Consider the following 22,618-nt stretch of genomic DNA (forward strand, 5'->3'; position numbering starts at 1 on the left):
CTCGGCCTCAAGCTGCGCCTCCAGACCTTGTGCCGTGTCACGGGTGCGCGCCAACGCCGCCTCGAGCGTGGCAACCTGCGCGGCCAACGATGCCGCGGCACCGCCCCGCTCATCGGCCTCGGCCTGCGCCTCGGCCAGTGCCGCCTCGGCGTTGGCCAGCCGCTCGGCCCAGCTTTCCTCGCGCGCGGCAAGCTGGGTTTCCAACTGCGCCGCCTGCGCCTGCGTATCGTCCAGCGCCGTCTCCAGCGCGGCCAGACGCGCCTCGAGCGTGTCGACCCGCCCGCGCGCACTCTCTCCCTCGGCCAGCGCCGCGGCCAGTGCCGCCTCAAGCGAGTCGATCCGCGCCGCCTGCTGCGCCTCCTCCTCCGCCGCCTCCGAAAGCGCCGCCTGCCGTTCTTCCCCGGCCAGCAGCGCCGCCGCCAGCGCCATTTCAAGGTCGTCGATCCGCAGCGCCCGCTGCGACGCTTCCTCTTCCACTTCCGAAAGCGCCGCCTGCGTTTGCTCGCCCTCCAGAAGCGCCGCCGCCAGACGCGCCTCGAGATCCGCGCCCGTCTCTTCCGCCGCCGCCAAAAGCGTCAGCGTCTCCTCGGCGCGCCTGCGCTGTTCTTCCAGCGCCAGCGTCATCGCCGTAAGCTCCGTTTCGGCATTCTCCAACCGGTCGCGCAACATCTCCGCCGCCGCCGCCTCGGCCAAGCGCGCCTGTTCTTCCTCGCTCAGCCGCTCTTCAAGCTCCGCCCGTTCGGCCATAAGCCCCGCCTGCGCGCTTTCCAGATCATCCTTTTCACTGCGCAGCGACGCAACCAGCGCCTCCAGCGCCTCGCGCCGCGCCGCCGCCAGCCGCGCGGCCTCCGCCCCGGCGTCGATCTCCTCGCGCGCCTGCGCCAGCGCAAGGTCAAGCGCCTCGCGCTCGCTCACAAGCTCGGCCTCGCGCGCCTCCAGCCCGGCAATCGTCTGGCGGTTCTCGGCCTGCGCGGCCAGAAGCCCCGCCACCTGTTCCTCGAATGTCGCGATCCGCCCCTCGGCCGTCTCAAGCTCCGCACCCAGCGCCGCGCGCTCGGCCCTGAGCCGCTCGATCACCGACGCCTGCCGCTCGGCCGCGGCCTCGGCCGTCTCGATCGTGTTGGCCAACTCGCTTTCAAGCCCCGCCGCACGGCGCTGCTCGACCCCGAGCGCCTGCGCCAGCGCCGCCACCTCGGCCGACAGCGTATCAAGCTCGGTCTCCTGCCCGCTGATCGTCTCGCGCAGCACGAACTGCACCAGCATGAAGATCGTCAGCACGAACATCAGGACCAGCAGAAGGCCGGTCATCGCATCGACGAACCCGGGCCAGATCGAGGCCTGGAACCGTTGCCCTGTGCGCCGCGACAGCGCCATGGCCTTACTCCTCTCCGCCCGGTTCCTGACCCGGGCCGTGCTGATGCTCGGGCGCCAGCTTCAACGTCCGCACCGGCCGCGTGCCGCGCCGCTCCAGAACCCGCACCAGCGCATTGATGTCATTGCGCAGCTCGGCCATGGTCTCGTGCCGCCCGGCGCTGATCTCCTCGAGAATGCGCAGCATCTGCACATCGATCGAGCGCAGCCGCATCCGGCTCTCGGCGTCGATCCCGCCAACCTCCGGGGGCGGCCGGTTCTGCATCTCGTAAAGGATCGCCTCCTGCCCCTCGGCCACCCGCATCAGCGCGGTATGCACCGGGTTCTGGTCGCTCATCCGATAGGTCATCCGCTCGATCGCATCGGCCAGCGTGCCCAGCTTTTCGTCGACCATCGCCCGGGTCATGTCGGACTGGGCGAACATCTGCTGCAACTCGTCCATCTGCTCGGCCATGTGATCGACGAGCCCGGCCAGAACCGCCTGTTCGCCGCCCCCATCACCGTCATGATCGCCACTGGCAAAGCCCAGCCGGGTGATCGAGGACAACCATTCCTCCAACTCGCGGTAGAACCGGTTCTGCCCATGCCCCGCGAACAGCTCCAGCAATCCCACGATCAGAGACCCGGCCAGCCCCAGCAGCGACGAGGCAAAGGCCACTCCCATGCCGCCCAACTGGGTCTCAAGCCCGCCCATCAGACGGTTGAACACATCCACGCCCTCTTCGCCCTCCTGCGGGGCAAGGCTGCGGATCGTGTCCACCACCGCCGGCACGGTCGTCGCCAACCCGTAGAACGTGCCCAGAAGGCCAAGGAAAATGAGCATGTTGACGATATAGCGCGTGATCTCGCGCTCTTCGTCGATCCGCTGCGCCACCGAATCGAGGATCGAGCGCGCCGAGGACGAGCTGATCTGCATCCGCTGCCCCCGCCCGCGCAACAGCGTCGCCAACGGCGCCAGAAGCTGCGGCGCATGCACGCCCTCGGCCTCACCCCGCCCCCCGGCAAAGGATTCGATCCAGCGCACCGAGCGCGACATCTGGAACACCTGCCAGAAGCAGGCCAGCACACCGATGATGAAAACGAAAAAGATGAACCCGTTGAGATAGGGGTTGGCGGTAAAGACCGGCATCACCCTTGGCAGGGCGAAAAAGATCCCCACCCCCGCAAGCGCCAGCACGACCAGCATCATCACGATCTGGCGCACGGGATGGGAGAACTGCGGTTCGGCCTCGCGGTCCGGCTGGTCCATCTGGACGGTTCCTGACACGTTGTTTCGTTGAGCGTCGATGATAGGGCCTCACCGCGCCCAAGCCAAGGAATATTGATGTTTCAGGGCGGCTTGCCCGCCTTTCTTCACGGCACCTGATGATAATTCCGCACCCGCCGCACCAGCCATTGCAGATCGGGGTCGTGAATGCCCATCTCGTCGAGATGCGTCACCGTGTTGATCAGGTATTCGTCGTTGGGCCCCATGCCCCCCTCGGCGCCCGCGATGATCCGCGCCTGCTCTTCCAGATCGAGCCCGCCGCAATACTGCACGTGATCGGCATCGACCACGTAACACAGCGCCTCGACCTCGCCACCGCCCTCCAGCACGACCGGCAAGCGCCGCTCCAGATAGGCGGCGGAGATCAGTTCACGCTCACGCAGATAGGCAAGGGTCTCGTCCTCGTGGCCTGGACTGACCCGAAGCGCGATCCCGTCACACCATGCCTTTTCGGTCTGATCGAGCGCCAGCACCAACCCCGGACGCTCGGGCGTGCCGCGATGATGGATCGAGCGCATGCAGAACGTGCGCGCATACCCCATCAACCGCGCCATGCGCCGCTCGGCCAGCGGAAAACCCGGCTTCCACATCAATGATCCGTATCCGAAGACCCACATGCTCTGGTCCTTTCTTTTGCGGGGCAGTAAACACCACGTCGCGGCTCGGACAACAAGGGGGCGACGCGTGAAACGGCTCTTGATCATCATCATCGTCGCCGGGTTGGGCTGGTCGGCCTACTGGTATGCCGCCATGATCGGCACCCGCAACGGGTTCGAAGCGTGGTTCGAGGCGCGCCGCGCCGAAGGCTGGCAGGCCGAATACACCGATCTCACCATCCGCGGCTTTCCCAACCGGGTCGATGCCACGTTCGAGCGGCCCGTGCTGGCCGATCCCGAAACCGGGCTGGCATGGTCGGCGCCGTTCTTCCAGATCTTCGCGCTCAGCTACCGGCCCAACCACATCATCGCCGCCTGGCCCGAGACCCAGCGCCTTTCGACCCCGCTGGCCCATTACGACATCGCCAGCAAGGAGATGCGCGCCAGCCTTGTGACCGAAGCGACCCCCACCCTGCCGCTTGAGCGGATGAACCTCGTCGCCGGAGCCATGGCGATCACCACCGATGACGATGCGATCACCACGCTCGACGGGATGCAGGCCGCCGTGACCCGCCTGCCCGGCGCGCCCTCCGGCTATCGCTTCGCGGTCAATGCCGACGGCCTCACCCCCGCCCTGCCCGACCGGGCCGGCCTGCGCACCGGCGGCGCATTGCCGCGACGGCTCGACGCGCTGCGCGCCGATCTCGAGGTGGAGTTCGACACGGCTTGGGATCTCTCGGCTCTCTCGGAGGCCCGGCCCCAGCCACGGCGCATCCGGCTCAGGCTGGCCGAAGCGCGCTGGGGCCAGCTCGAACTCAAGCTCGCCGGAACGCTCGACGTGGACCGCAACGGGCGACCCACCGGACGGCTCACCGTCAAGGCACAGAACTGGCGCGATATCCTCACCCTCGCCCGCGACCTCGGCTGGATCGGCCCGACTTGGGGCACGCGGCTCGAACAGGGGCTGGCTCTCGTGGCGCAGCTTTCCGGCAATCCCGAAACGCTCGACATCCCGCTCGATTTCACCGCCGACCGGGTCTCGCTCGGCCCGGTCCCGCTCGGCCCCGCCCCGGTGCTGCGGCTCCGCTAAGGATTGGCGCCGCGCTGACGCGCGTCGCTCAGGGGCGGGGGCCTCGCGACGCTCGGCCCCCGCCCCCGGAGTTCACCCGCGTTCACGCACCCTCGCCGCCGCGCCATCCGCAAGCCCCGGCCAATGAGTATTTTTCCCAAGAAAGAACACATACACGCCTGTGCTCTTTCTTGGTCAGAAATACTCGAAATTCCAACCGGGACAGTTTTCCCGGGGGCGGGCCACCGCGCGGTGCATTGATCAATTTTTCCCTAACCGATACCGCGGTGCGGCGGTGTACGCAGAACAGCCGCGGCGCAGCCGAGGATCACCCCCCGGTTCTCGGCGCATGGCAACGCGTTAACCACGCGGCGCGGTGCCACAACATATCCTTAACGGCAATATGTCCCCGCGCGATAGCGCGCCGTGTCGAGATGAAAATGATCGCGGTGATACCGGTCGGCGGCGGGGCCCAGAACCGTGCCGAAAGGGCCGCAGGCGCGCGCATGCATCTGCTTGAGCGCACGCCCGCGCCAGCCCCGGCCCCAATGGTTCAACACGTTGATTTCGCTACCATCTTTCAGCCTCACACCGGCCACATCAATGGCCCGTCCCTTGCCATGTTCCGAGATTTTCGCCCCGGTCTTGCTGTTGCGCGTCCGGCAGGCGTAATGCGCCGCGACCCTGATCTGGCTCGCCCCGCCGCCCCGCTGACCGAGGGCGGGTTTCATGCCGGTTTCCACCCATGTTTTCAGCGCCTTGGCCGTGCCGCAATCGACCACGGCCCGTTGGCTCAGCGTGACACCGGCCACCGAGCGCAGCCTTACCGCGTCGTTTACCCCGCATCCGTTAATCTTTCCCGGCACACGCCCCACCGTCTCGCCCTGAATCGACGGATCGCCACAAACCATGCCGCGCCGAATCGCCCGCTGACGCTTTGACGCGAAGATCCGCACCCCCTCACCGCGCTGCTTGGGCCGCAACACACGCCCAAGCCCGAGACCGCGCCGCTCCTGCCGCTCCGCGCCGGGCGCCGGGGCACCGGTCTCGGCCCGCGCCGACGGGCGCAGGGATGACTCGGGCGGGGCCGCGCAAGCTCCGAAGGGAAGGGGCAATAAAGCAAGCGTTATCAGCACCTTGAGCTTCATTTCGGCTTGACCCTGCCGAAATCGGGCGCATCCGTGTCCTGCCCCGCCTCGATGATCCCGCGCCGGATCGAGCGGGTGTGGCTGAAGTAGTCGAACAATTGCTCCCCGTCACCCGTACGGATCGCGCGTTGCAATGCGAAAAGCTCTTCGGTGAAACGGCCAAGGATCTCGAGCGTCGCCTCCTTGTTGTTGAGAAACACATCACGCCACATGGTCGGGTCCGAGGCCGCGATCCGGGTGAAATCGCGAAACCCCGCGGCCGAGAACTTGATCACTTCCTGCTCGCTCACCCGGCGGAAATCGTCGGCGACCCCCACCATCGTGTAGGCAATGAGATGCGGGATATGGCTCACGATGGCGCAGAGAAGGTCGTGGTGTTCGACCTCCATCACCTCGGTATTGGCCCCCAGCATCCGCCAAAACGCCGCCACCCGCTCGACCGCCTGCGCCTCCGTGCCCTCGGTCGGAACGATCAGGCACCAGCGGTTGTCGAACAGTTCGGCAAAGCCCGAACGCGGCCCCGAATGCTCGGTTCCCGCCATCGGGTGCGCCGGAACAAAGTGAACGTTTTCAGGAAGATGCGGCGCCACCGCTTCGAACACCGCCGCCTTGACCGACCCCACGTCCGACACCGTGGCCCCGGGTTTGAGCACGGCGGCGATCTCGCGCGCGACCGATCCCATCGCCCCCACGGGCACGCAAAGCACGACCAGATCGGCATCGCGGGCGGCCTCGGCGGCACTGTCGCAGACCCGGTCGACAAGGCCGATCTCGCGGGCGATCTCGCGCGTCTCGGCGCTTCTGGCATGGCCGGTGATCTCGCCCTCGTAACCGGCACGGCGCAGCGCGAGGCTCATCGAACCAGCGATCAGACCGAGGCCGATCAGGGCGATACGTTCATATGGCGCCGCCATCACACGCCCTCCCGCCAGCGCCCCAATGCCGCGATCACGCGGCCGGTCTGCACCGCGTCACCCACGGTGATCCGAAGCCCCTCGGGGAACCCGTATCCCGTGACCCGCCGCACGATGATCCCGTCTCGTTGCAACGCCGCATCCGCCGCCGTCGCCTGCGCCTCATCGGCAAAGCGGGCAAGTACGAAATTGGCATGGCTGTCATCGCAAGCGATGCCCATCTCCCGCAATGCCCCGATCAGCCGCGCCCGCTGTTTTGCGTTCAGCGCAGCACAACGCGCGACCCAGTCGCGATCACGCACCGCCGCCTCCGCCGCCGCCAGTTGCAGCACCGAAAGGTTGAAGGGCTGGCGGATACGGGTCATCACGTCGATCATGGAACGCGGTCCATAACCCCAGCCGACACGCAGCCCACCAAGCCCGTAGATCTTGGAAAAGGTGCGTGTCATCAAGACATTGGGCCGTTCCGAGGCGAGTGCCGCACCGCCATCATACCCCTCGGCATACTCGGTATAGGCGCCGTCGATCACGAGGATCACATGGTCCGGCAGCCCCCCGGCCAGCCGTTCCAGATCGCCTTCTGGCACCATCGTGCCGGTCGGATTGCCCGGGTTGGCGATCAGCACCAGCCGCGTCCGCCCGGTGACCGCGCGCAGGATCGCATCCACATCCACCACGCGCCCCGCCTCGGGCACGCATACCGGTGTCGCCCCCGCCATGTGGGCCAGGATCGGATACATCGAAAATCCGTGTTCGGTATGGATGATCTCGTCCCCCGGGCCGCTGAACGCCTGGGTGACGAATTGCAGCACCTCGTCCGAACCGACCCCACAGATGATGCGCTCGGGGTCGAGCCCATGCACCGCGCCGATCGCCGCGCGCAGGTCCGCGTGATCGGTCGGCGGGTAAAGATGCACATCGCCCGCCGCCCGGGCCAGCGCCTCGCCCGCCACCGGGGGTGATCCCAACGGGTTCTCGTTCGACGACAGCTTGAGCACCTCGTCATGCCCGGCCAGGCGCGACTTGCCGCCGACATAAAGGTCGATCTCCATGATGCCCGGTTGGGGTTCGATCTTGTGCATCGCGGTCTCCTTGGGGTGTTGATAACGGCCCCGTCCGGTCCGATCCAGACGGAAACGTGCCGCAACGGCATGGGCCGGGCATAAAAAAGGGCCGCGTCGGCATCCCGTCGCGGCCCTTTTCGATCCTGTTGCGAAGCGGCTTAGTTCTTCGCGTAGAATTCGACGACGAGGTTCGGTTCCATCATCACCGGATAGGGCACATCGCCCAGCGACGGCGTGCGCACGAAGGTCGCGCTCAGCTTGGAATGATCCGCGTCGATGTAATCGGGCACGTCACGTTCGGGCAGTTGGGTCGCTTCCAGGATGGCGGCCATCTGCTTGGATTTCTCGCGCACTTCGATCACGTCACCCTCGGACACACGGTAGGAGGGGATGTTGACCCGCTTGCCATTGACCAGAACATGGCCGTGGTTCACGAACTGGCGCGCGGCGAACACGGTCGGCACGAACTTGGCGCGGTAGACCACGGCATCAAGACGGCGTTCCAGCAGGCCGATGAGGTGCTCACCGGTGTCGCCCTTGACCCGCTCGGCCTCGGCATAGATGCGGCGGAACTGTTTTTCCGTCAGGTCGCCATAATACCCCTTGAGCTTTTGCTTGGCGCGCAGCTGGATGCCGAAATCGCTGAGCTTGCCCTTGCGGCGCTGGCCGTGCTGGCCGGGGCCGTATTCGCGGCGGTTGACGGGGGATTTCGGACGGCCCCAGATGTTTTCGCCCATCCGGCGGTCGATCTTGTACTTGGCAGTCGTGCGTTTGGTCACGGCTGGTCTCCTTCTGATGCATGGCCCCGCGGGCCACTATGGAAGGGCGTTGTCCTCTGGTCTTACCCGGTTTCCCGGCACCCGACAGGCATCCCCTTGCGGGGGCCACCAACACCAATGAAACCGCGCTTATAGATCAGAGCCTGCGCGTGTCAACCGGAAAGGCAGGCATCGAGGACAGGCCGAACGGCGCGGCTTATGCCGCCTCATGCCTCATGATCGCCGCTTCCGACTCCGACAGGTTGCGCCTTGCATAGTCGCCATAGGATCGCGGGCTGTATTCAAACGCCGGAAACCTCCGCAACAGCCGCTCGCGATCCCGCGCCCCAAGGGTCGAGATGGCGGTGTTCGCGGGGTGAAAGCTCTCGGTTTCCACGCCATTGGCCCAGACCACCTGATGCGCGGGCAAGAGCAGATGCACATATGTGACCTCGCGCAACTGGCTGTCGGTCACGACATCACGCCCGTTCACCATGTCCTTGGCGCGCACCAGCACCTCGTCGGTGTTGAAGAGCGCCCGCGCCACGGACCCCTTGACCACCATGCGATGCTCGGGGCTCACGATCAGTTCCTCGTCGGGGCGCCCGACACCCAACGCCCCGGCCCGAATGCGCACCGGCCTGAGGCGCGGCATCGCGAAAAGCCGTGCACCCGTCATCCGGCGCGACCCGATCCACAGGACGTCCTGCGCGCCGTTGTCCTTGGTCTGCACCCGATCACCCTCGCGCAGGTCTTCGACGCGCCGCGGCCCCTCGGGCGTTTCGATCCGCGTGCCGGGGGTGAAACAGATCACGCCCCCCGCGTCCGGCCCCGCCGGATCATGCACCGGCCCCTCATAGCTTTGATAAACGACCCAAAATTCCCGGTCACATGGGGGCATGTCGTTGAAAAACATCAACAGTGGCGGTTGCCCCGGTGCCACGTTGATCAAGGTAACGGTATAGCTGCGGCTGCCATCCGTCACGACGAAATTGTTGTCAAGAAGCGGCCGGTCCGGCTCGACATCTTCCAATCGCGTCCTGTCATGCACCGCCGCCCCGACAAGCCGATGCACCACCCGTGCCGCGCGCTTGCGAATATTCTGTTCCCCGTCCGCCTGTTCCAGCCGCAAAAGCTCACCAGGGCCATCCACGCGCACCGCTTCCCCACGCCAGAGCCATGTCGCCCCGACATTCAGTGCATAAACCGGCGCGGCACCCAAGCCGTCCACTTCCGTCTGCGACCAGGAGATGACAAACGTGCCGCGAAAGCCCGTTTTCATTGCCTGATTACCTGCCTTGTCGTTTTTTATTGCCTCGACGGTAACAGAGGCGATTCGTCCGGCCAACCCACCGGGATGACGATCACGCGCAAACTGTTGCTGAAAATCCTGATGTGACACATCAGGAACGGTTGGTAACGCCTTTTAGTTGCATCAAAAATTCACCTTCAACGTGACCGAACCCGAGAGTTTCGACCCGCTCTGGCCCACGACTTCCTCGCACACTCATGTCGGCCCGTTAAACCCGCTCGACCCCTGCCGGTGCCCCTCGGCACACGGGCACTGTCACACCCGCTCGCCGACCAGCCCCATCACCATGGCAAGGAAGAAGGCTTAGGGCCACAGACCCGGGAGTATCGCGATCAGATCCGCATCCGCGGCACATCGTTCGGATCAAGCCTGAGCTCGATCAACAGCGGCCGGTCGCGCGTTTCGATCGCCTTGATCGCGCCGTCCAGATCCTCGGCCGACTGCACATAGACCCCCTGCCCGCCCAGCGCGGTTGCGACCTCGGCAAAGGACGGCCAGTCGAACTGCGCAAGCCCCGGGTCCATGCGCTTGTCGAGAAACTGGATATGCTCGGCCCCATAGGCCGAATCGTTGCAAAGCACCACGATCAGATCCTGTTGCAATCGCACGGCGGTGTTGAACTCGTTGAGCCCACCCATCATGAACCCGCCATCGCCGGTGAACAGCACCACGGGCCGATCGGGTGCCGCAACGCTGGCCCCGATCGCCTCCTGAAGGCCGATGCCGATCGAGCCGAAATTCGTGGTGGCGATGAAACTCTTCGGATCGGGCGCCGAGACGCGGCACCAGACCTCGGTCATGAACCGCCCGCCATCCGTGGTCAGAACCCGGTTATCGGGCAGCGCCTCTTCCAGACGATCCAGCGCATACATGTAATTGACATAGCCCGGCTTGGCCTTGTCGGCCTGCCCGGGCGGATGCGCGGTCAGCGTTTTCATGTCCAACTCGCCGGTAAAGCCGCTGGGGGCGATCTCGGCCTCGTCAAGCCAGTAAACGATGTTGTCGGCGGTCAGCCCCGCATCGGCGGCCAGCGCCGCGTCGGGATGGTAATTGAAGCTGATCTGGGCCGGGTCCTCGTTGATCTGGATCACCCGCTTGCCCTTCATCAGCTTGCCCTGATCGGTGGTAAAGGCATGCAGGCTGGCGCCGAAGGCGACCACGCAATCGGCCTTGTCGATCACCTCATAGGCCGCCGGGGTGCTGAGCGTGCCGAAAATGTCCATGTTATAGGGATGATCGTTGAACAGCCCCTTGGCCTTCAACGTCGTGGCCAGCGGCGCCTCCAACCGGTCGGCCAGCCGGATCAGGCTGTCGCGCGCGCCCACGGCCCCTGCCCCGGCAAGGATGATCGGCCGCCGCGCCGATGCGATCATGCCGATTGCCTGATCCACACCGTCACCCTCGGGCACATAGGCGGGTGTCTCGAAAACCTCGAACACCTTCTTTTCATGCACGGTTTCCTGCCACATGAAATCGGCCGGCATGTTGAGCACGATGGGCCGCTTTTCGACTCGTGCGCGATAGAACGCATGGCCGATGTCATAGGATGCAGTCTCGGGCGCACGCATCTGCTCGAACCCGCATCCCGTCACCTTGACCAACTCGCGCTGGTCGATGCCCTGCAGGTGCTGCGGGTTCATCACCGGCGTATCCCCGGCCAGAAGAACCATGGGCACATGACCGCGCGCGCCCTCGGTCAGGGCGGTCGTGCAATTGGTCAGACCCGGCCCATGCGTCACCGTCGCCACGCCCACGCGTCCCGCCACATGCGAATAGGCCAGCGCCATCAGCACCGAACTGCCCTCGTATGCGACGGGCACGAAGGTGCCGCCACAGTTGCGCACGAAATGATCGACCATGAAGAGGTTCGCATCCCCCATCAGCCCGAACATCGTGTCAACGCCCTGATCCAGCACCGAACGTGCAATCGACTGATAGGTATAGTCCTTGCTTTCCGACATGTTCCCCTGATCCCTTCCTGTTCGCGGCTGTCACGGCTTCATCCAAGACGGGCTCTCTACCAGTCTGGTGTGGCATGGCAATATTAGACCACGTTGCGCCACCACCGCCAAGCCGCACAGCGGCTCCAATCGCGCCTTACATGGCCCGTGTCACGCCGCCATCCACGCGCAGGCTCTGCCCGGTGATATAGCTCGAATCGTCAGTGAGCAGGAACGCCGCCGCCTTGGCCTGCTCCTCGGCCCGCGCCAACCGGCCCAGCGCCGACATGTCGGCATATTTCTGTGGCAGGTCGAGGCTGTCGGTAAAGCCCGGCAACAGGCAGTTCATGCGGATATTCGCCGCGCCGTAGCGATCGGAATAAAGCTTGGCAAAACTCGACACGCCGACGCGGTAAACGCTCGACGTGGGAAAGATCAGCGACGGCTCGAAGGCCGAAAAGGTGGTGATGTTCACGATCGACCCGCCGCCCTGTGCCTCCATCACCGGGGTGAGCAGTTTCGCCATCCGGATCACCGGCTTCATGACCATCTCATGCGCCCGGTCCCACTCCTCTTCGGCAATCTCAAGCAGATCGCCCTTGGGCGGGCCGCCCACGTGGATCAGGCAGGCGTCGATCCGGCCATAGGTTTCCATCGTCAGGTCGAAAACCGCCCTCGTGTCCTCGGCCACCTCGGCCCGGCCACGATGCGCAACACCGTCCAGTTCCGCGGCCAGCGTCTCGCAGTTTTCCGATGGCGACATCAGCGCAAGCCGATACCCGCGGGCATGCATCTCGCGCGCGGTCGCGGCCCCCATGCCACGGCCACCCCCGATGATCAGACAGGTTTTCTCGCTCACGTCTCTTTCCTCCTCTATGGATATTCACTGCGGCACTTTGGCCCTTGTCAAAGCCCCGACTCGACAGCATTTCTCCCGGTGTCGGGGCCGTAGCTCAGTCGGGAGAGCGCGTCGTTCGCAATGACGAGGTCAGGGGTTCGATTCCCCTCGGCTCCACCATCCGCCACCACGCCACATCGGGCCTCCGGGTCACTCCGCTTGCGTCACCGTCAGCCCGAGCGCGCGCCAGACCTGCATGCCCCCGCGATAGTAGTAAATCTTCTCGGCCGGGAATCCAGCCTCGATCATCCGCCGCGCGGCGGTGGGCGACTGGCCGCACCATGGACCGTTGCAGTAAAGCGCCACCGATTTCACATCCGGGCCATCACAGATGAACCCGTCGAAATCAGGCTCGCAGCCCAGCTCATGCAGGCGATCGGCGGCTTCGGTATAGGGCACGTTCACCGCCCCGGGGATCGCGCCGCCGCGAAAATCGGGCCGCACCCGGCCGTCCATGACCACCACGTCGGGATCGTTCAGAAACCCCAGCATTTCCAGTTCGCCAATCGGGGTGACGCCCGGCGCGGGCACCATCGGCTGGATGCAGAAATTCGGACAAGGCCGCGAGGTCATGGAAAAATCGCCCGTCAGCCGGTTGTCATTGTCCTGAATCCGGCTGATCTCGACCGGGCCCTGCGCGGTTTCGACCGTGACCGACATCATGTCCGGCGTGATGTTCACCGGCTCCTGCGCCGCCAGTGGCGTGGCCAGAAACGCCGCGATCATTGCAAATTTCTTCATCCTCTTACCTTTCCTTTTTACCGAAACCCCGCGATCCGGCGCGGCCACCCGGCGGGTCGCCATTCTTCGGCATGACCCATGTCGGCCCCGGCCGTTCCCGCCCCCGGCGCGCGACCAGGCCCACAACCCTCGCCTGCACCCGGCTCAGCGCAGCACATGCACCGAGCATTGCGCGTGACGCACCACGCGCGCTGCGGTCGACCCCAGAAAGTAATCCGAAAACTCGGGCCTGTGCGAGGCCATGACGATACAGTCGATCCCCTTTTCCCCGGCGTAATCGAGGATCGTGCGTGCCGAATGGCCCGCGACCACCACGGGCGTCACGTCTGCGACACCACCCAGTTCGGCCTTGAGCGCCGCTTCGACCTCTTCCTGCATCTTCTGCATCTGCCCCTCGGGCATCTGCGACTGCACATAGCCCGGCATCTGCTCGACCACGGTCAGCGTGGTGATCTTGGCCCCGTCCGCCGCCAGCGCCCGCGCCACGTTCAGCACCGTCCCGGTATTGGGGTCATGATCGGCCGCAATCGGCACCAGAATATTCTTGTACATCGCTTGGTCTCCTTCTTGTCATATCTCGTACCGTGCAGCGATGATCAGCGCAGCACATGCACCGAACAGCCTGCGTGGCGCACCACCTGCGCCGCGGTCGAACCCAGAAAATAATCCTGCAAACCGGGCCGGTGCGACGCGAGAACGATGCAATCCGCCTCATGCTTCTCGGCCCAGTCAAGGATCGAGCGGCCGGAATGGCCCTCGATGACGACGGCGCTGGCATTCTCGACCCCTTCGGCCATCTTCTCGAGCTCGGCCTGAATTGCCTGGCCCGTCTCGTCGATGAATTCTTGCGACATATACGAGATCGCATAGCTCGGGACGTGCTCGACCACATGCAAAAGCGTGATCCGCGCACCCTCCCCGGCCAGTATCCCGGCCACCTCGATGGCCTGCTCGGCATCGCGTTCGGCCTCGAACGAGACCGGAACCAGAATATTCATGTACATGGCACAACCTCCCTGACTTGGCCCGCATCACCCTGCGACATCCGCGAGCGCGGCACCTTGATTCAAATCATGCCCCTCCCCCGCGCGGCACAGGCGATGTCAGTCGAAACATTCCACGACGTCATACATCACCGGCTCAAAGGTCTTGCACAGTTCGTTGATCGCGCGATTGCGCGCGCGCATCTCGTCGGTGCGCAGCATGGCCAGAAAATCCTCGCGCCGTTCCCATTGCGAGTAATTGGCGATCCGGGTCTGCGCGTCGTTGATATGCAGTCCCGCGGCGATAAAGCCCGGCTGCTTCGAAATGAACGCCGCGTAGGCATCATTTAGCGCATCCATCAGGTCCTGCGCCGTGCCCGGGGTCATTTCGAACGTGGTGATGACGGTTTGATAGCTGTTGTCCTTGGCGATCTTCGGCATGTTTGCCTCCCTTTGGCTTGCCACATCATGGCCTCGCTCCGGATGCTCCATGATGAGCCTAGCAGCCTGCGGGCGAAAAGCGAAAGCCGATTCTGGTTAACCCTCTGTTTACCAAGGTTACCCGATAGTGACCGTCCAATCCGGAGACGGCCCATGATCCGCGCTTTCGCCTGCCTGCTTGTCGCTTGCCTCGCCGCGTCGCCGGCCCTTGCCGGGGCATGGCCACGTACCAAGGGCGAGGTGTTCCTCGCGGCGGCGACCCGTGTCGTCGCCGCCCGTGCCGAAGGCCCCTACTCGATCTATTCCAACGCTTATCTCGAATACGGCCTCGGTGATCGCCTCACCCTCGGCCTCGACATCGGGCACGGCATATCGGGCGCGACCAAGACGATCGCCTTCGTGCAACACCCGCTGCCCATCCGCTCGGACAGGCACCGCTTTGCCGCCCAGATCGGGGTCGGCCAGATCTCGGGCGAGGTCACGCTGCGCCCCGGGTTCTCCTATGGGTTCGGCTTTGGCCATGCCAGCGGGACGGGCTGGTTCGCCATCGACAGCGTCGCCGAGATCCGCCTCGCCTCGGGGCGCACGGATTACAAATCCGACATCACCCTCGGCATGTCGCATGGCTCCCGCATGAAAAGCATTCTACAGGTTCAGACCGGGCTTTCTCATGGCGATCCGTCCTTCATCCGGCTTGCCCCCTCGCTGGTGATCCGGACCGGCGCGCGCACCCATCTCGAACTCGGCATGACCAGGGGGCTCGTGGGCGATCATCGCACCGGGCTCAAGCTCGGTTTCTGGCGGGCCTTTTGATCCCGCTGCCGGAACCCCGCCTGCCCGCACCGGCACAATGAGTATTTTTTCCAAGAAAGAGACAGGAGGGCCGGTTGAACCCGCACCCCCCGCTCTTTCTTGGCCCAAATACTCAAAGCACCTCATCCATTCTCAGCCTGACCGTCACCTCACCGCGCACCGCCTGATCGAAAACCAGCTCCACCCGGTCGTTGTTCGGCCCCTGCTTGAGGTTGGCATAGGGCTGCTCATGGCGCGCAACATTGGCGCTATTGCGCAACGCGCCGATCGGCTGAACCGATTCAAGCGTGCGCGCGAACCCGCCAAACGGCAGCGCGGGCGCGCCCTCGATCACCCATGTCTGCGCCTCGGTCGGCTGGACATGTTTGATCACCCGCGGGTTCTCGGTCGAGATGTCGACCAGGTTATACATGTTCGCATTGAAGGTGATGTTCTTCATCCGGTCATAGTTGAAATCGGCAAAGCTGGTATCCACCCGCTCGACCCGCTCGATATTGCCGCCGATGGTGCGAAAGTGATTGCCGCTCACCGTCATCCCGTTGATGAAATGCTCGTCACCGCGGGGTTTGGCCACGATGAAACTGAACCACGGCGCGACATGGCTGCACAGGAAGTAGTTGTCGGAAATCGTCAGCGCGCTGAACGAAAGCTCCGAGGCGAACGCGGGATGATTGTCATACTCGTTGGTCCATTCGACAAAGCAATTGTCGACGTAATTGCCATCTAGAACCGAGCGCGTGTTGGTCCTGGCAAAGACGATCCCGGCGGTGCGGATGCCATTCGACGCCCCGTCACCCTGAAAGAAATGGTTGCCGCTCACGATCGTGCCCGTGCCCCCCAGAATCGCGAAATGGCGGAACTTCGCGGCCCGGTTGTTGCGCAGTTTCACGTCGTTGCCATTGGTGTTGAGCACGATCGACACCCGGTCCTGGCTGAGCATGCTCCCCTCGTCCGAGATGAACTGGCATCGGTCGATCAGCATCCCCTGACAGCCCTCGCCATGGCTCGAGATACAGCGATCCTTCGCCCGGGTCACGAAACAGTCGCGCAGCTGAAAGATGAGCCCGGTCGGCGCCAGAAGAATACCACTCGCCACGCCCGAACACTGGAATTCCACATCCGAGATCGAGAGTTTCGACAGGTGCTCGAAGCCGCTGAAATCGAGGATGTACTTGAACCGCCGGAAGGTAAAGTTCTGCGTGCCTTCAGCATCGAACAGCTCCTGGCTGAGCGTGACTTCCTGTGCCGCCACGTTCTTGGCACGCACATAGACCTCGCGACCCACGCCATTGCCCTCGACCAGCGATCCCACCGGGATGTTGGCCACGTTGACCACCCCGGTCAGCACCTTGCCGTTGCTCGCCGCATAGCTCGCCTGGCTGGTCACCACCTCGGTATCCCAGGCCGGGCCGCTCGCGGCATCCAGCTGCCCGTTGCGGATATGGCGGCGCTGCGCGAACGTGGTGTGGTTGGCCACCGCCGCCTGCATGTCGATGGGTTCGCTCACGGTAATCCGCCGCCCCCCCATGTCGAGCCCCTCGTGATCGGAATTGTTCAACAGCGCCTGGAACGCCTTCTTGAAGGCCAGTTCCTCGTTGCCGAACGCGTCGATATAACTCGGCAGATCGAAATCCTTGGTCAGCGACAGGATCGCCGCGTCGGGCATGACCACCGTGCCCTCGAACTGCACCCGGCTCTCGAAGGTGACCGACTGGCCGAGGAAATACACCCCCTTCGAGACCAGCACCCGGCGCCCGTTCGCCGCCGCGTCCGCCGCCTCGAAAGCGTCGCGGTCGTCCGTCACACCGTCGCCCAGCGCGCCATAATCGCGCACATCGACCCACGGCATCATCTCGCGCAGGAAAACGCTGGTGACATCCTCGATCACGATATCGTCGATCCGCACCACGCCGCCGTTCGATCCGGTCAGGTCGAGCCCGAAATGACCATAAAGCGGCTCCGGGCCCCAGACCATGTCGACCCCGGTGCGCAACCCCGCGCCGATGATCGCGCTGACTTCGACCACCTCGCCATACTGGCTCAACGTCACGCCCGGCCCGGTCTCGGTCAGGCCCGGCACATGCGCGCCCCCCGCGCCCCCTGCCCATGCGGCGATGCGTATGCCCGGCAGGTTGCCACTGATCGCCTTGACCCGCGCACTCACCCGCAGATAGCAGCCGGGCAAGAGCGGCGTCTCGCCCATGTAGCGCAGCCGCTGAACGCTCTCGACCTTCTGCAATTCCAAGGCGCCGCCGAAATCCTGATCCGCAGGCACGAAGGCGGCGTTGAGCGCGTTGTCATAGGTGTCCGATCCCGGCGTGCCATCGCCGCTCGACCAAACGTCAAGCCCACCCGCAAAGGCCGGCGGCATCAGCACCACGCCATCGGTAATCGCCTTGTTCATCCCGTTTCCTTTCCGCAATCCGTGCCGGTGGCCCGGACGTTCCATCTGTCTCGAAACTCACGCTCCGGAACGCAGGACGACCCGGGCAGGAAAGGGAGGTATCAACAGGCGGTTAACGGTGCCTGAGCGCACCGTGACGGTGCCCGCCGCCGCACCGCGCGCCCGCAACGCCGGCGCACGCCGCGTTAACGCAGTCCGGTTAACCATTTGGAAGGCATTGCCCGGCAGCCGGGCAGCAGCCGGCGGGCAGCCGGATGTCACCCCCCCTGAAACGCCGAAAGCCGGGCGTTAAACCCGGCTTTCGAAATGGTTAAGATCGGCCTTGGGCTCAGGCGCTCAGCCGGTTCTTGATCATCGGCCCGACGGTGCCGAAATCCATCTGCCCGGTGTATTTTTTCTTGAGGATTCCCATCACCTTGCCCATGTCACGGATCGAGTTGGCCTCGGTTTCGGCGATTGCCTTTTCGATCGCCTTGGCGACCTCCGCCTCGTCGAGCTGCCGGGGCAGGAATTCCTCGATCACCGCGACCTCCGCGCGCTCCCGCTCGGCCAGGTCAAGCCGCCCGCCCTCTTCGTAAGCGCGCGCGCTCTCATGGCGTTGCTTGACCATTTTCCCAAGAATCGCAAGCACTTCCGCATCACCAACACCGGCCTCGTTGCCCTCGCCCCGGACCGCGATATCGCGGTCCTTGATCGCGGCATTGATCAGGCGCAGTGTCGAAAGGCGAGCGACCGCCTTGTCCTTCATCGCCTGCTTAAGGGCGGCGTTGACCCGCTCTCGCATATCCATTTCTCTGGCCATCCCCATGGTTGCCGTAAGGGAGGGACCATAACCATTCACACCGACCATGACAACCGCCGTGCAAGGGCCGCCAAGGGCCCCAAACCGCCCCTTGACCACCGCCCGCCCCGACACTAGTTTCGCGCCAATTTGCCCCCCTTGACCCCGCGGAGAGACTCGCATGGCGCTTGACACCCAACCCCGCCCGACCGCCTGCCTCGCCCTCGCCGACGGCACCCTGTTTTATGGCCACGGCTTTGGCGCCACCGGGGAAACCACGGCCGAGCTGTGCTTCAACACCGCGATGACCGGCTATCAGGAAATCATGACCGACCCGTCCTATGCCGGGCAGGTCGTGACCTTCACCTTTCCCCATATCGGCAATGTCGGCGTCAATGCCGACGACGATGAAACCGCCGATCCGGTGGCCGAAGGCATGGTCGTCAAATGGGACCCGACCGAACCAAGCAACTGGCGTGCCACGGAAAACCTTGCCCATTGGCTGGCCTCGCGCGGGCGGATCGCGATCGGTGGCGTCGATACGCGCCGCCTCACCCGCGCCATTCGCCAGCAGGGCGCACCGCATGTGGCGCTGGCCCATGATCCGCAGGGCAATTTCGACATCGCGGCGCTTGTGGCCCGGGCGCGCGGTTTTCCCGGGCTCGTCGGCCTCGATCTTGCCCGCGATGTAACCTGCGCGCAAAGCTATCGCTGGGATGAAATGCGCTGGGCCTGGCCCGAAGGCTACACGCGGCAGGCCGAACCACGGTTCAAGGTCGTCGCCATCGACTACGGCGCCAAGCGCAACATCCTGCGCTGCCTCGCCTCGGTCGGATGTGATGTCACCGTCCTGCCCGCCACCGCCACCACGGACGAGGTGCTGGCCCATGCGCCCGACGGGCTGTTCCTGTCCAACGGTCCCGGCGATCCGGCCGCGACCGGCGCCTATGCCGTGCCAATGATCCGCGAGATCCTCGATCAAAGCGATATGCCCCTATTCGGCATCTGCCTTGGCCACCAGATGCTCGCGCTGGCCCTCGGGGCCAAGACGGTCAAGATGAACCACGGCCACCACGGCGCCAACCACCCGGTCAAGGATCTTGAAACCGGCAAGGTCGAGATCACCTCGATGAACCACGGTTTCGCCGTCGACAGCCAATCGCTCCCCGAGGGCGTTCTGGAAACCCATGTTTCACTTTTCGATGGTAGCAATTGCGGCATCCGCCTGTCCGACCGCCCGGTCTATTCGGTTCAATACCACCCCGAAGCCTCCCCCGGCCCCCAAGACAGCTTCTATCTCTTCGAGAGATTTGCCAGAGAAATGGAAAAACGAGCCTGAACCGCGCCAAATGCACCGGATATCGTCAAGTTCCCGGTCACATGATAAACAAGCGTTAACCATTTCGCGTTTCCGAAACGCCAAGATTCCCCGCATTTTCAACGCTTTTTAACACAAAATTAACCCTGATTAAGCAATCCTTCCTCTGCAGAACGCCCGCAAAGCGTCGATGGGAAGGGACTTGTCATGCAACACGCCCGGTCATTTTCCGGAGCCGACCATAATGTCGAAGACCTCGGGCGGTTCCTGCAAAGGGCCGGTCTCGTCTCGGCCAGGGACCTGCTGGCGGCAAGAAGCATCAAGGCACGGTTCGGCACCTCGCTCGATCACATCCTGATCTCCGAAGGCCTGATCGACGCCGACACCATGGCCACTGCGCTGGCCCGGTTCCACGGTGTGGCCCGCATCGACCCCGAAAGTGAACCGCCCGACCCCGATCTGGCTGACCTGATCGACCTTCGCCTCTGTCTCAACCACAGCGTCCTTCCATGGCGCATGAAGGGCAACACTCTTCGGATCGCCGCGTCACGCTTCGAGGATTTCGCCCATGTGCTCACGATCCTCGGAAAGGATGCGCCGCATGCCGAAATGGTGCTGGCCACCTCGTCCGAAATACAGATCACGCTGGCCCGTCTGCATCGTGAAACCCTGACGGCAAAAGCGTCGGCACGCGTGCCGCTCGATGAAAGCTGTCGTGGCTGGGGCCAGACCGGATGGCTGCGCTTTGGCGTGACGCTCGGCGGCCTCGCTGTGCTGCTGGCTCTGACCTTCGCCTTTCCGTCGCATGTCTTCGCCCTGCTCGCCGGCTGGGCCGCCCTGACCTTGTTTGTCGCAGCCGGGCTTCGTCTCGCATCTTATGTCGCGTACATGTCCCGCCCCGCCGACCCCGCACCGCCGCCAATCAACCCGGAAGAAGTCCAGCTTCCCAAAGTCTCGGTGCTAGTGCCACTTTTCAAGGAGACCGAGATCGCTCAGGCTTTGGTGCGTCGGCTCGGACGATTAACCTATCCGAAATCCCTCCTCGATATCGTGCTCGTGCTTGAGGAAAACGACACCCTGACGCACGAAACCATCGCGAAATGCGACTTGCCCACCTGGATGCGCGTCGTCGAAGTTCCCGAAGGGCAGCCCAAGACCAAACCCAGAGCGATGAACTATGCGCTCGATTTCTGCGATGGCGAAATTATCGGCATCTGGGACGCAGAAGATTCACCGGACCCGGATCAGATCGACCGCGTTGTCGAACGGTTCTTTCACGCCCCCGAAGATGTCGTCTGTCTTCAAGGCGTCCTAGACTACTACAACAGCCGTCAAAACTGGCTTGCGCGCTGTTTCACCGTCGAATACGCGGCCTGGTTCCGGTTGATGCTGCCTGGAATGTCACGGCTCGGACTCGCCATTCCGCTTGGGGGAACCACGCTTTGGTTTCGGCGTGACATACTCGAAGAACTGGGCGGGTGGGATGCGCACAACGTAACAGAAGACGCCGACCTCGGCTTTCGCCTTGCGCGGCATGGCTATCGAACCGAAGTGATCAACACCACCACAGGCGAAGAGGCCAATTGCCGTCTTTGGCCATGGGTGCGCCAAAGGTCACGCTGGCTCAAGGGATACATGGTCACCTATCTCGTCCACATGCGTAACCCGATCAGATTCTACCGGCAGATGGGACATTTGAAATTCTGGGGGGTTCAGGCGCATTTCGTAACGGCCCTGTCACAATTCGTATTGGCGCCGTTCCTGTGGTCGTTCTGGCTAGTCCTTCTGGGGCTGCCGCACCCGCTTGACCCGATCCTGCCACGCAGTTTCCTCGTCAATCTTGGCGTCCTGTTCCTGATGATCGAGGTCCTTACCGTCCTGATCAATGCAACCGCCGTTTCAGGAGCCCGTCACCGCCACCTTCTTCCATGGGTGCCGACACTGCATTTCTACTTCCCGCTTGGTGCAATCGCTGCCTACAAGGCGCTCTACGAGCTGGTTTTCCGGCCCTTCTTCTGGGACAAGACACAACATGGGCATTCATTGAAAACACCCGAAATGGCGCCTGCCTCAGCTCTCGAAAGCACTCGCATCCAGCTTGAGTCGGGTCATGAAAGCCCGTGAAATGTGATCCTTCAACGCGGCCTGCGCGGCACCTTCGTTCCTGGCCTCGATCGCGCGCACGATCGCATCATGCTCGGCCAACGCCGTCTCGCCGCGCCCTTCAACCGCAAGCGAGGTCGTCTCCATCAAGGCCATCGACTGATGAACCAGCGTCAGTTGCTGCATGAGAAACCGGTTGTGAGAGGCCAAGTGAAGCTGACGGTGAAACCTGCGGTTTGCCCGGGCAAGCGCGGATGGATTATTCACCAGGTACCGATCATCCTCGACCATATCGCGCAGGACGCGCGTTTCCTCTTCCGTTGCATGTTTCGCTGCCAAACGCGCTGCAAGCCCCTCCAGCTCGGCGCGCACCACGTAAAGCTCGGCCATCTGGTTGTGGTCGAGCGACGCAATGATCAGGCTGCGCCCGTCCCGTGTCAGCAGTTGCTGGGTTTCGAGCCGCTGCAAGGCCTCGCGGATAGGAGTCCGCGATACTCCAAAACGCTCTGCAAGATCACTTTCGACCAGGCGGTCACCGGGACGAAATTCACCGACGTCGATCGCCTCCAGTATCAGGGAATAGGCATCGCGCTGAGCGGTCTTTGCCTCTTTCATCCTGTTCCTTTCGCAAACTGTGGGTTGCACAAAGTAGAGCCGCAAAAACCCAAGGCTTCAACCCTCACGTCACTTGCATGCC

The 22,618-nt window shown here is 64.0% G+C and carries 20 protein-coding genes, 1 tRNA gene and 1 pseudogene; 5 read left to right on the forward strand and 17 right to left on the reverse strand.

Features of this window, described 5'->3' with window-relative positions; translation table 11 throughout:
* The 3 genes and pseudogenes from FLO80_RS16810 to FLO80_RS16820 form a co-directional block, all read right to left on the reverse strand.
* A pseudogene (locus FLO80_RS16810) lies at positions 1-1,374 on the reverse strand (peptidoglycan -binding protein); the annotation flags it as partial.
* Between the two features lie 4 nt (positions 1,375-1,378).
* Positions 1,379-2,620, reverse strand: coding sequence for a biopolymer transporter ExbB (locus FLO80_RS16815; protein ID WP_246156712.1), 1,242 nt, complete (start codon positions 2,618-2,620; stop codon positions 1,379-1,381).
* Between the two features lie 104 nt (positions 2,621-2,724).
* The gene (locus FLO80_RS16820) at positions 2,725-3,255 is read right to left on the reverse strand and encodes a gamma-glutamylcyclotransferase (RefSeq protein WP_111367172.1); all 531 of its coding nucleotides are present in this window, start codon (positions 3,253-3,255) and stop codon (positions 2,725-2,727) included.
* Between the two features lie 67 nt (positions 3,256-3,322).
* On the opposite strand from FLO80_RS16820, the gene FLO80_RS16825 reads away from it, so the two are divergent.
* Positions 3,323-4,324: a DUF2125 domain-containing protein gene (locus tag FLO80_RS16825; RefSeq protein ID WP_246156713.1), complete on the forward strand. Its 1,002-nt coding sequence runs from the start codon at positions 3,323-3,325 to the stop codon at positions 4,322-4,324.
* Between the two features lie 371 nt (positions 4,325-4,695).
* Here the strand turns inward: FLO80_RS16825 and FLO80_RS16830 are convergent, their stop codons facing one another.
* The 7 genes from FLO80_RS16830 to FLO80_RS16860 form a co-directional block, all read right to left on the reverse strand.
* Positions 4,696-5,451 (reverse strand): extensin-like domain-containing protein, encoded by a 756-nt coding sequence (locus FLO80_RS16830; RefSeq protein ID WP_111367164.1) that lies wholly within the window; start codon positions 5,449-5,451, stop codon positions 4,696-4,698.
* Complete coding sequence (locus FLO80_RS16835; protein WP_111367160.1) at positions 5,448-6,365, reverse strand: prephenate/arogenate dehydrogenase family protein; 918 nt, start codon at positions 6,363-6,365, stop codon at positions 5,448-5,450. Before FLO80_RS16835 ends, FLO80_RS16830 begins: the two co-directional genes overlap by 4 nt.
* Entirely contained in the window at positions 6,365-7,447 is a 1,083-nt protein-coding gene (gene hisC / locus FLO80_RS16840; RefSeq protein ID WP_111367156.1) for a histidinol-phosphate transaminase, read from the reverse strand. Before hisC ends, FLO80_RS16835 begins: the two co-directional genes overlap by 1 nt.
* 140 nt (positions 7,448-7,587) lie before the next feature.
* Positions 7,588-8,208 (reverse strand): 30S ribosomal protein S4, encoded by a 621-nt coding sequence (rpsD, locus tag FLO80_RS16845; protein ID WP_111367153.1) that lies wholly within the window; start codon positions 8,206-8,208, stop codon positions 7,588-7,590.
* Positions 8,209-8,404: 196 nt separating this feature from the next.
* Positions 8,405-9,469: a Hint domain-containing protein gene (locus FLO80_RS16850; protein WP_111367150.1), complete on the reverse strand. Its 1,065-nt coding sequence runs from the start codon at positions 9,467-9,469 to the stop codon at positions 8,405-8,407.
* Positions 9,470-9,831: 362 nt separating this feature from the next.
* Positions 9,832-11,460: a thiamine pyrophosphate-binding protein gene (locus FLO80_RS16855; RefSeq protein ID WP_111367147.1), complete on the reverse strand. Its 1,629-nt coding sequence runs from the start codon at positions 11,458-11,460 to the stop codon at positions 9,832-9,834.
* A 136-nt stretch (positions 11,461-11,596) separates the two neighbouring features.
* Positions 11,597-12,298 (reverse strand): SDR family oxidoreductase, encoded by a 702-nt coding sequence (locus FLO80_RS16860; RefSeq protein ID WP_111367144.1) that lies wholly within the window; start codon positions 12,296-12,298, stop codon positions 11,597-11,599.
* Positions 12,299-12,381: 83 nt separating this feature from the next.
* Here FLO80_RS16860 and FLO80_RS16865 point away from each other — a divergent pair.
* Positions 12,382-12,457, forward strand: a tRNA-Ala gene (locus tag FLO80_RS16865).
* 30 nt (positions 12,458-12,487) lie between these two features.
* Here FLO80_RS16865 and FLO80_RS16870 read toward each other — a convergent pair.
* The 4 genes from FLO80_RS16870 to FLO80_RS16885 form a co-directional block, all read right to left on the reverse strand.
* Positions 12,488-13,078, reverse strand: a complete 591-nt coding sequence (locus FLO80_RS16870) for a rhodanese-like domain-containing protein (protein ID WP_111367142.1) — start codon at positions 13,076-13,078, stop codon at positions 12,488-12,490.
* 144 nt (positions 13,079-13,222) lie between these two features.
* Positions 13,223-13,630 carry a universal stress protein gene (locus tag FLO80_RS16875; RefSeq protein ID WP_111367140.1) on the reverse strand — a complete coding sequence of 136 codons (408 nt, stop codon included), beginning with the start codon at positions 13,628-13,630 and terminating at the stop codon, positions 13,223-13,225.
* 44 nt (positions 13,631-13,674) lie between these two features.
* Positions 13,675-14,082 carry a universal stress protein gene (locus tag FLO80_RS16880; RefSeq protein ID WP_111367137.1) on the reverse strand — a complete coding sequence of 136 codons (408 nt, stop codon included), beginning with the start codon at positions 14,080-14,082 and terminating at the stop codon, positions 13,675-13,677.
* Positions 14,083-14,181: 99 nt separating this feature from the next.
* Complete coding sequence (locus FLO80_RS16885; protein ID WP_111367134.1) at positions 14,182-14,502, reverse strand: antibiotic biosynthesis monooxygenase family protein; 321 nt, start codon at positions 14,500-14,502, stop codon at positions 14,182-14,184.
* Positions 14,503-14,655: 153 nt separating this feature from the next.
* Here FLO80_RS16885 and FLO80_RS16890 point away from each other — a divergent pair, with 153 nt between their 5' ends.
* Positions 14,656-15,315 carry a hypothetical protein gene (locus tag FLO80_RS16890; RefSeq protein ID WP_111367131.1) on the forward strand — a complete coding sequence of 220 codons (660 nt, stop codon included), beginning with the start codon at positions 14,656-14,658 and terminating at the stop codon, positions 15,313-15,315.
* A 112-nt stretch (positions 15,316-15,427) separates the two neighbouring features.
* Here the strand turns inward: FLO80_RS16890 and FLO80_RS16895 are convergent, their stop codons facing one another.
* Together FLO80_RS16895 and FLO80_RS16900 are read right to left on the reverse strand one after the other, a co-directional pair.
* A complete protein-coding gene (locus tag FLO80_RS16895; protein WP_111367128.1) occupies positions 15,428-17,719 on the reverse strand; it encodes a glycosyl hydrolase family 28-related protein in 2,292 nt (763 codons plus the stop codon).
* Positions 17,720-18,047: 328 nt separating this feature from the next.
* The gene (locus FLO80_RS16900; protein WP_111367126.1) at positions 18,048-18,509 is read right to left on the reverse strand and encodes a GatB/YqeY domain-containing protein; all 462 of its coding nucleotides are present in this window, start codon (positions 18,507-18,509) and stop codon (positions 18,048-18,050) included.
* A gap of 172 nt (positions 18,510-18,681) precedes the next feature.
* Here FLO80_RS16900 and carA point away from each other — a divergent pair, with 172 nt between their 5' ends.
* Positions 18,682-19,839 carry a glutamine-hydrolyzing carbamoyl-phosphate synthase small subunit gene (carA, locus tag FLO80_RS16905; RefSeq protein ID WP_111367122.1) on the forward strand — a complete coding sequence of 386 codons (1,158 nt, stop codon included), beginning with the start codon at positions 18,682-18,684 and terminating at the stop codon, positions 19,837-19,839.
* 186 nt (positions 19,840-20,025) lie between these two features.
* Positions 20,026-21,942 (forward strand): glycosyltransferase, encoded by a 1,917-nt coding sequence (locus tag FLO80_RS16910; protein ID WP_111367120.1) that lies wholly within the window; start codon positions 20,026-20,028, stop codon positions 21,940-21,942.
* Here the strand turns inward: FLO80_RS16910 and FLO80_RS16915 are convergent.
* The gene (locus FLO80_RS16915; protein WP_111367117.1) at positions 21,889-22,536 is read right to left on the reverse strand and encodes a GntR family transcriptional regulator; all 648 of its coding nucleotides are present in this window, start codon (positions 22,534-22,536) and stop codon (positions 21,889-21,891) included. The two genes, FLO80_RS16910 and FLO80_RS16915, sit on opposite strands and share 54 nt — an antisense overlap.
* Between the last annotated feature and the right edge of the window lie 82 nt (positions 22,537-22,618).

Origin of the sequence: Aquicoccus porphyridii (genome assembly GCF_008369105.1) — a bacterium.
Lineage (GTDB): Bacteria > Pseudomonadota > Alphaproteobacteria > Rhodobacterales > Rhodobacteraceae > Aquicoccus > Aquicoccus porphyridii.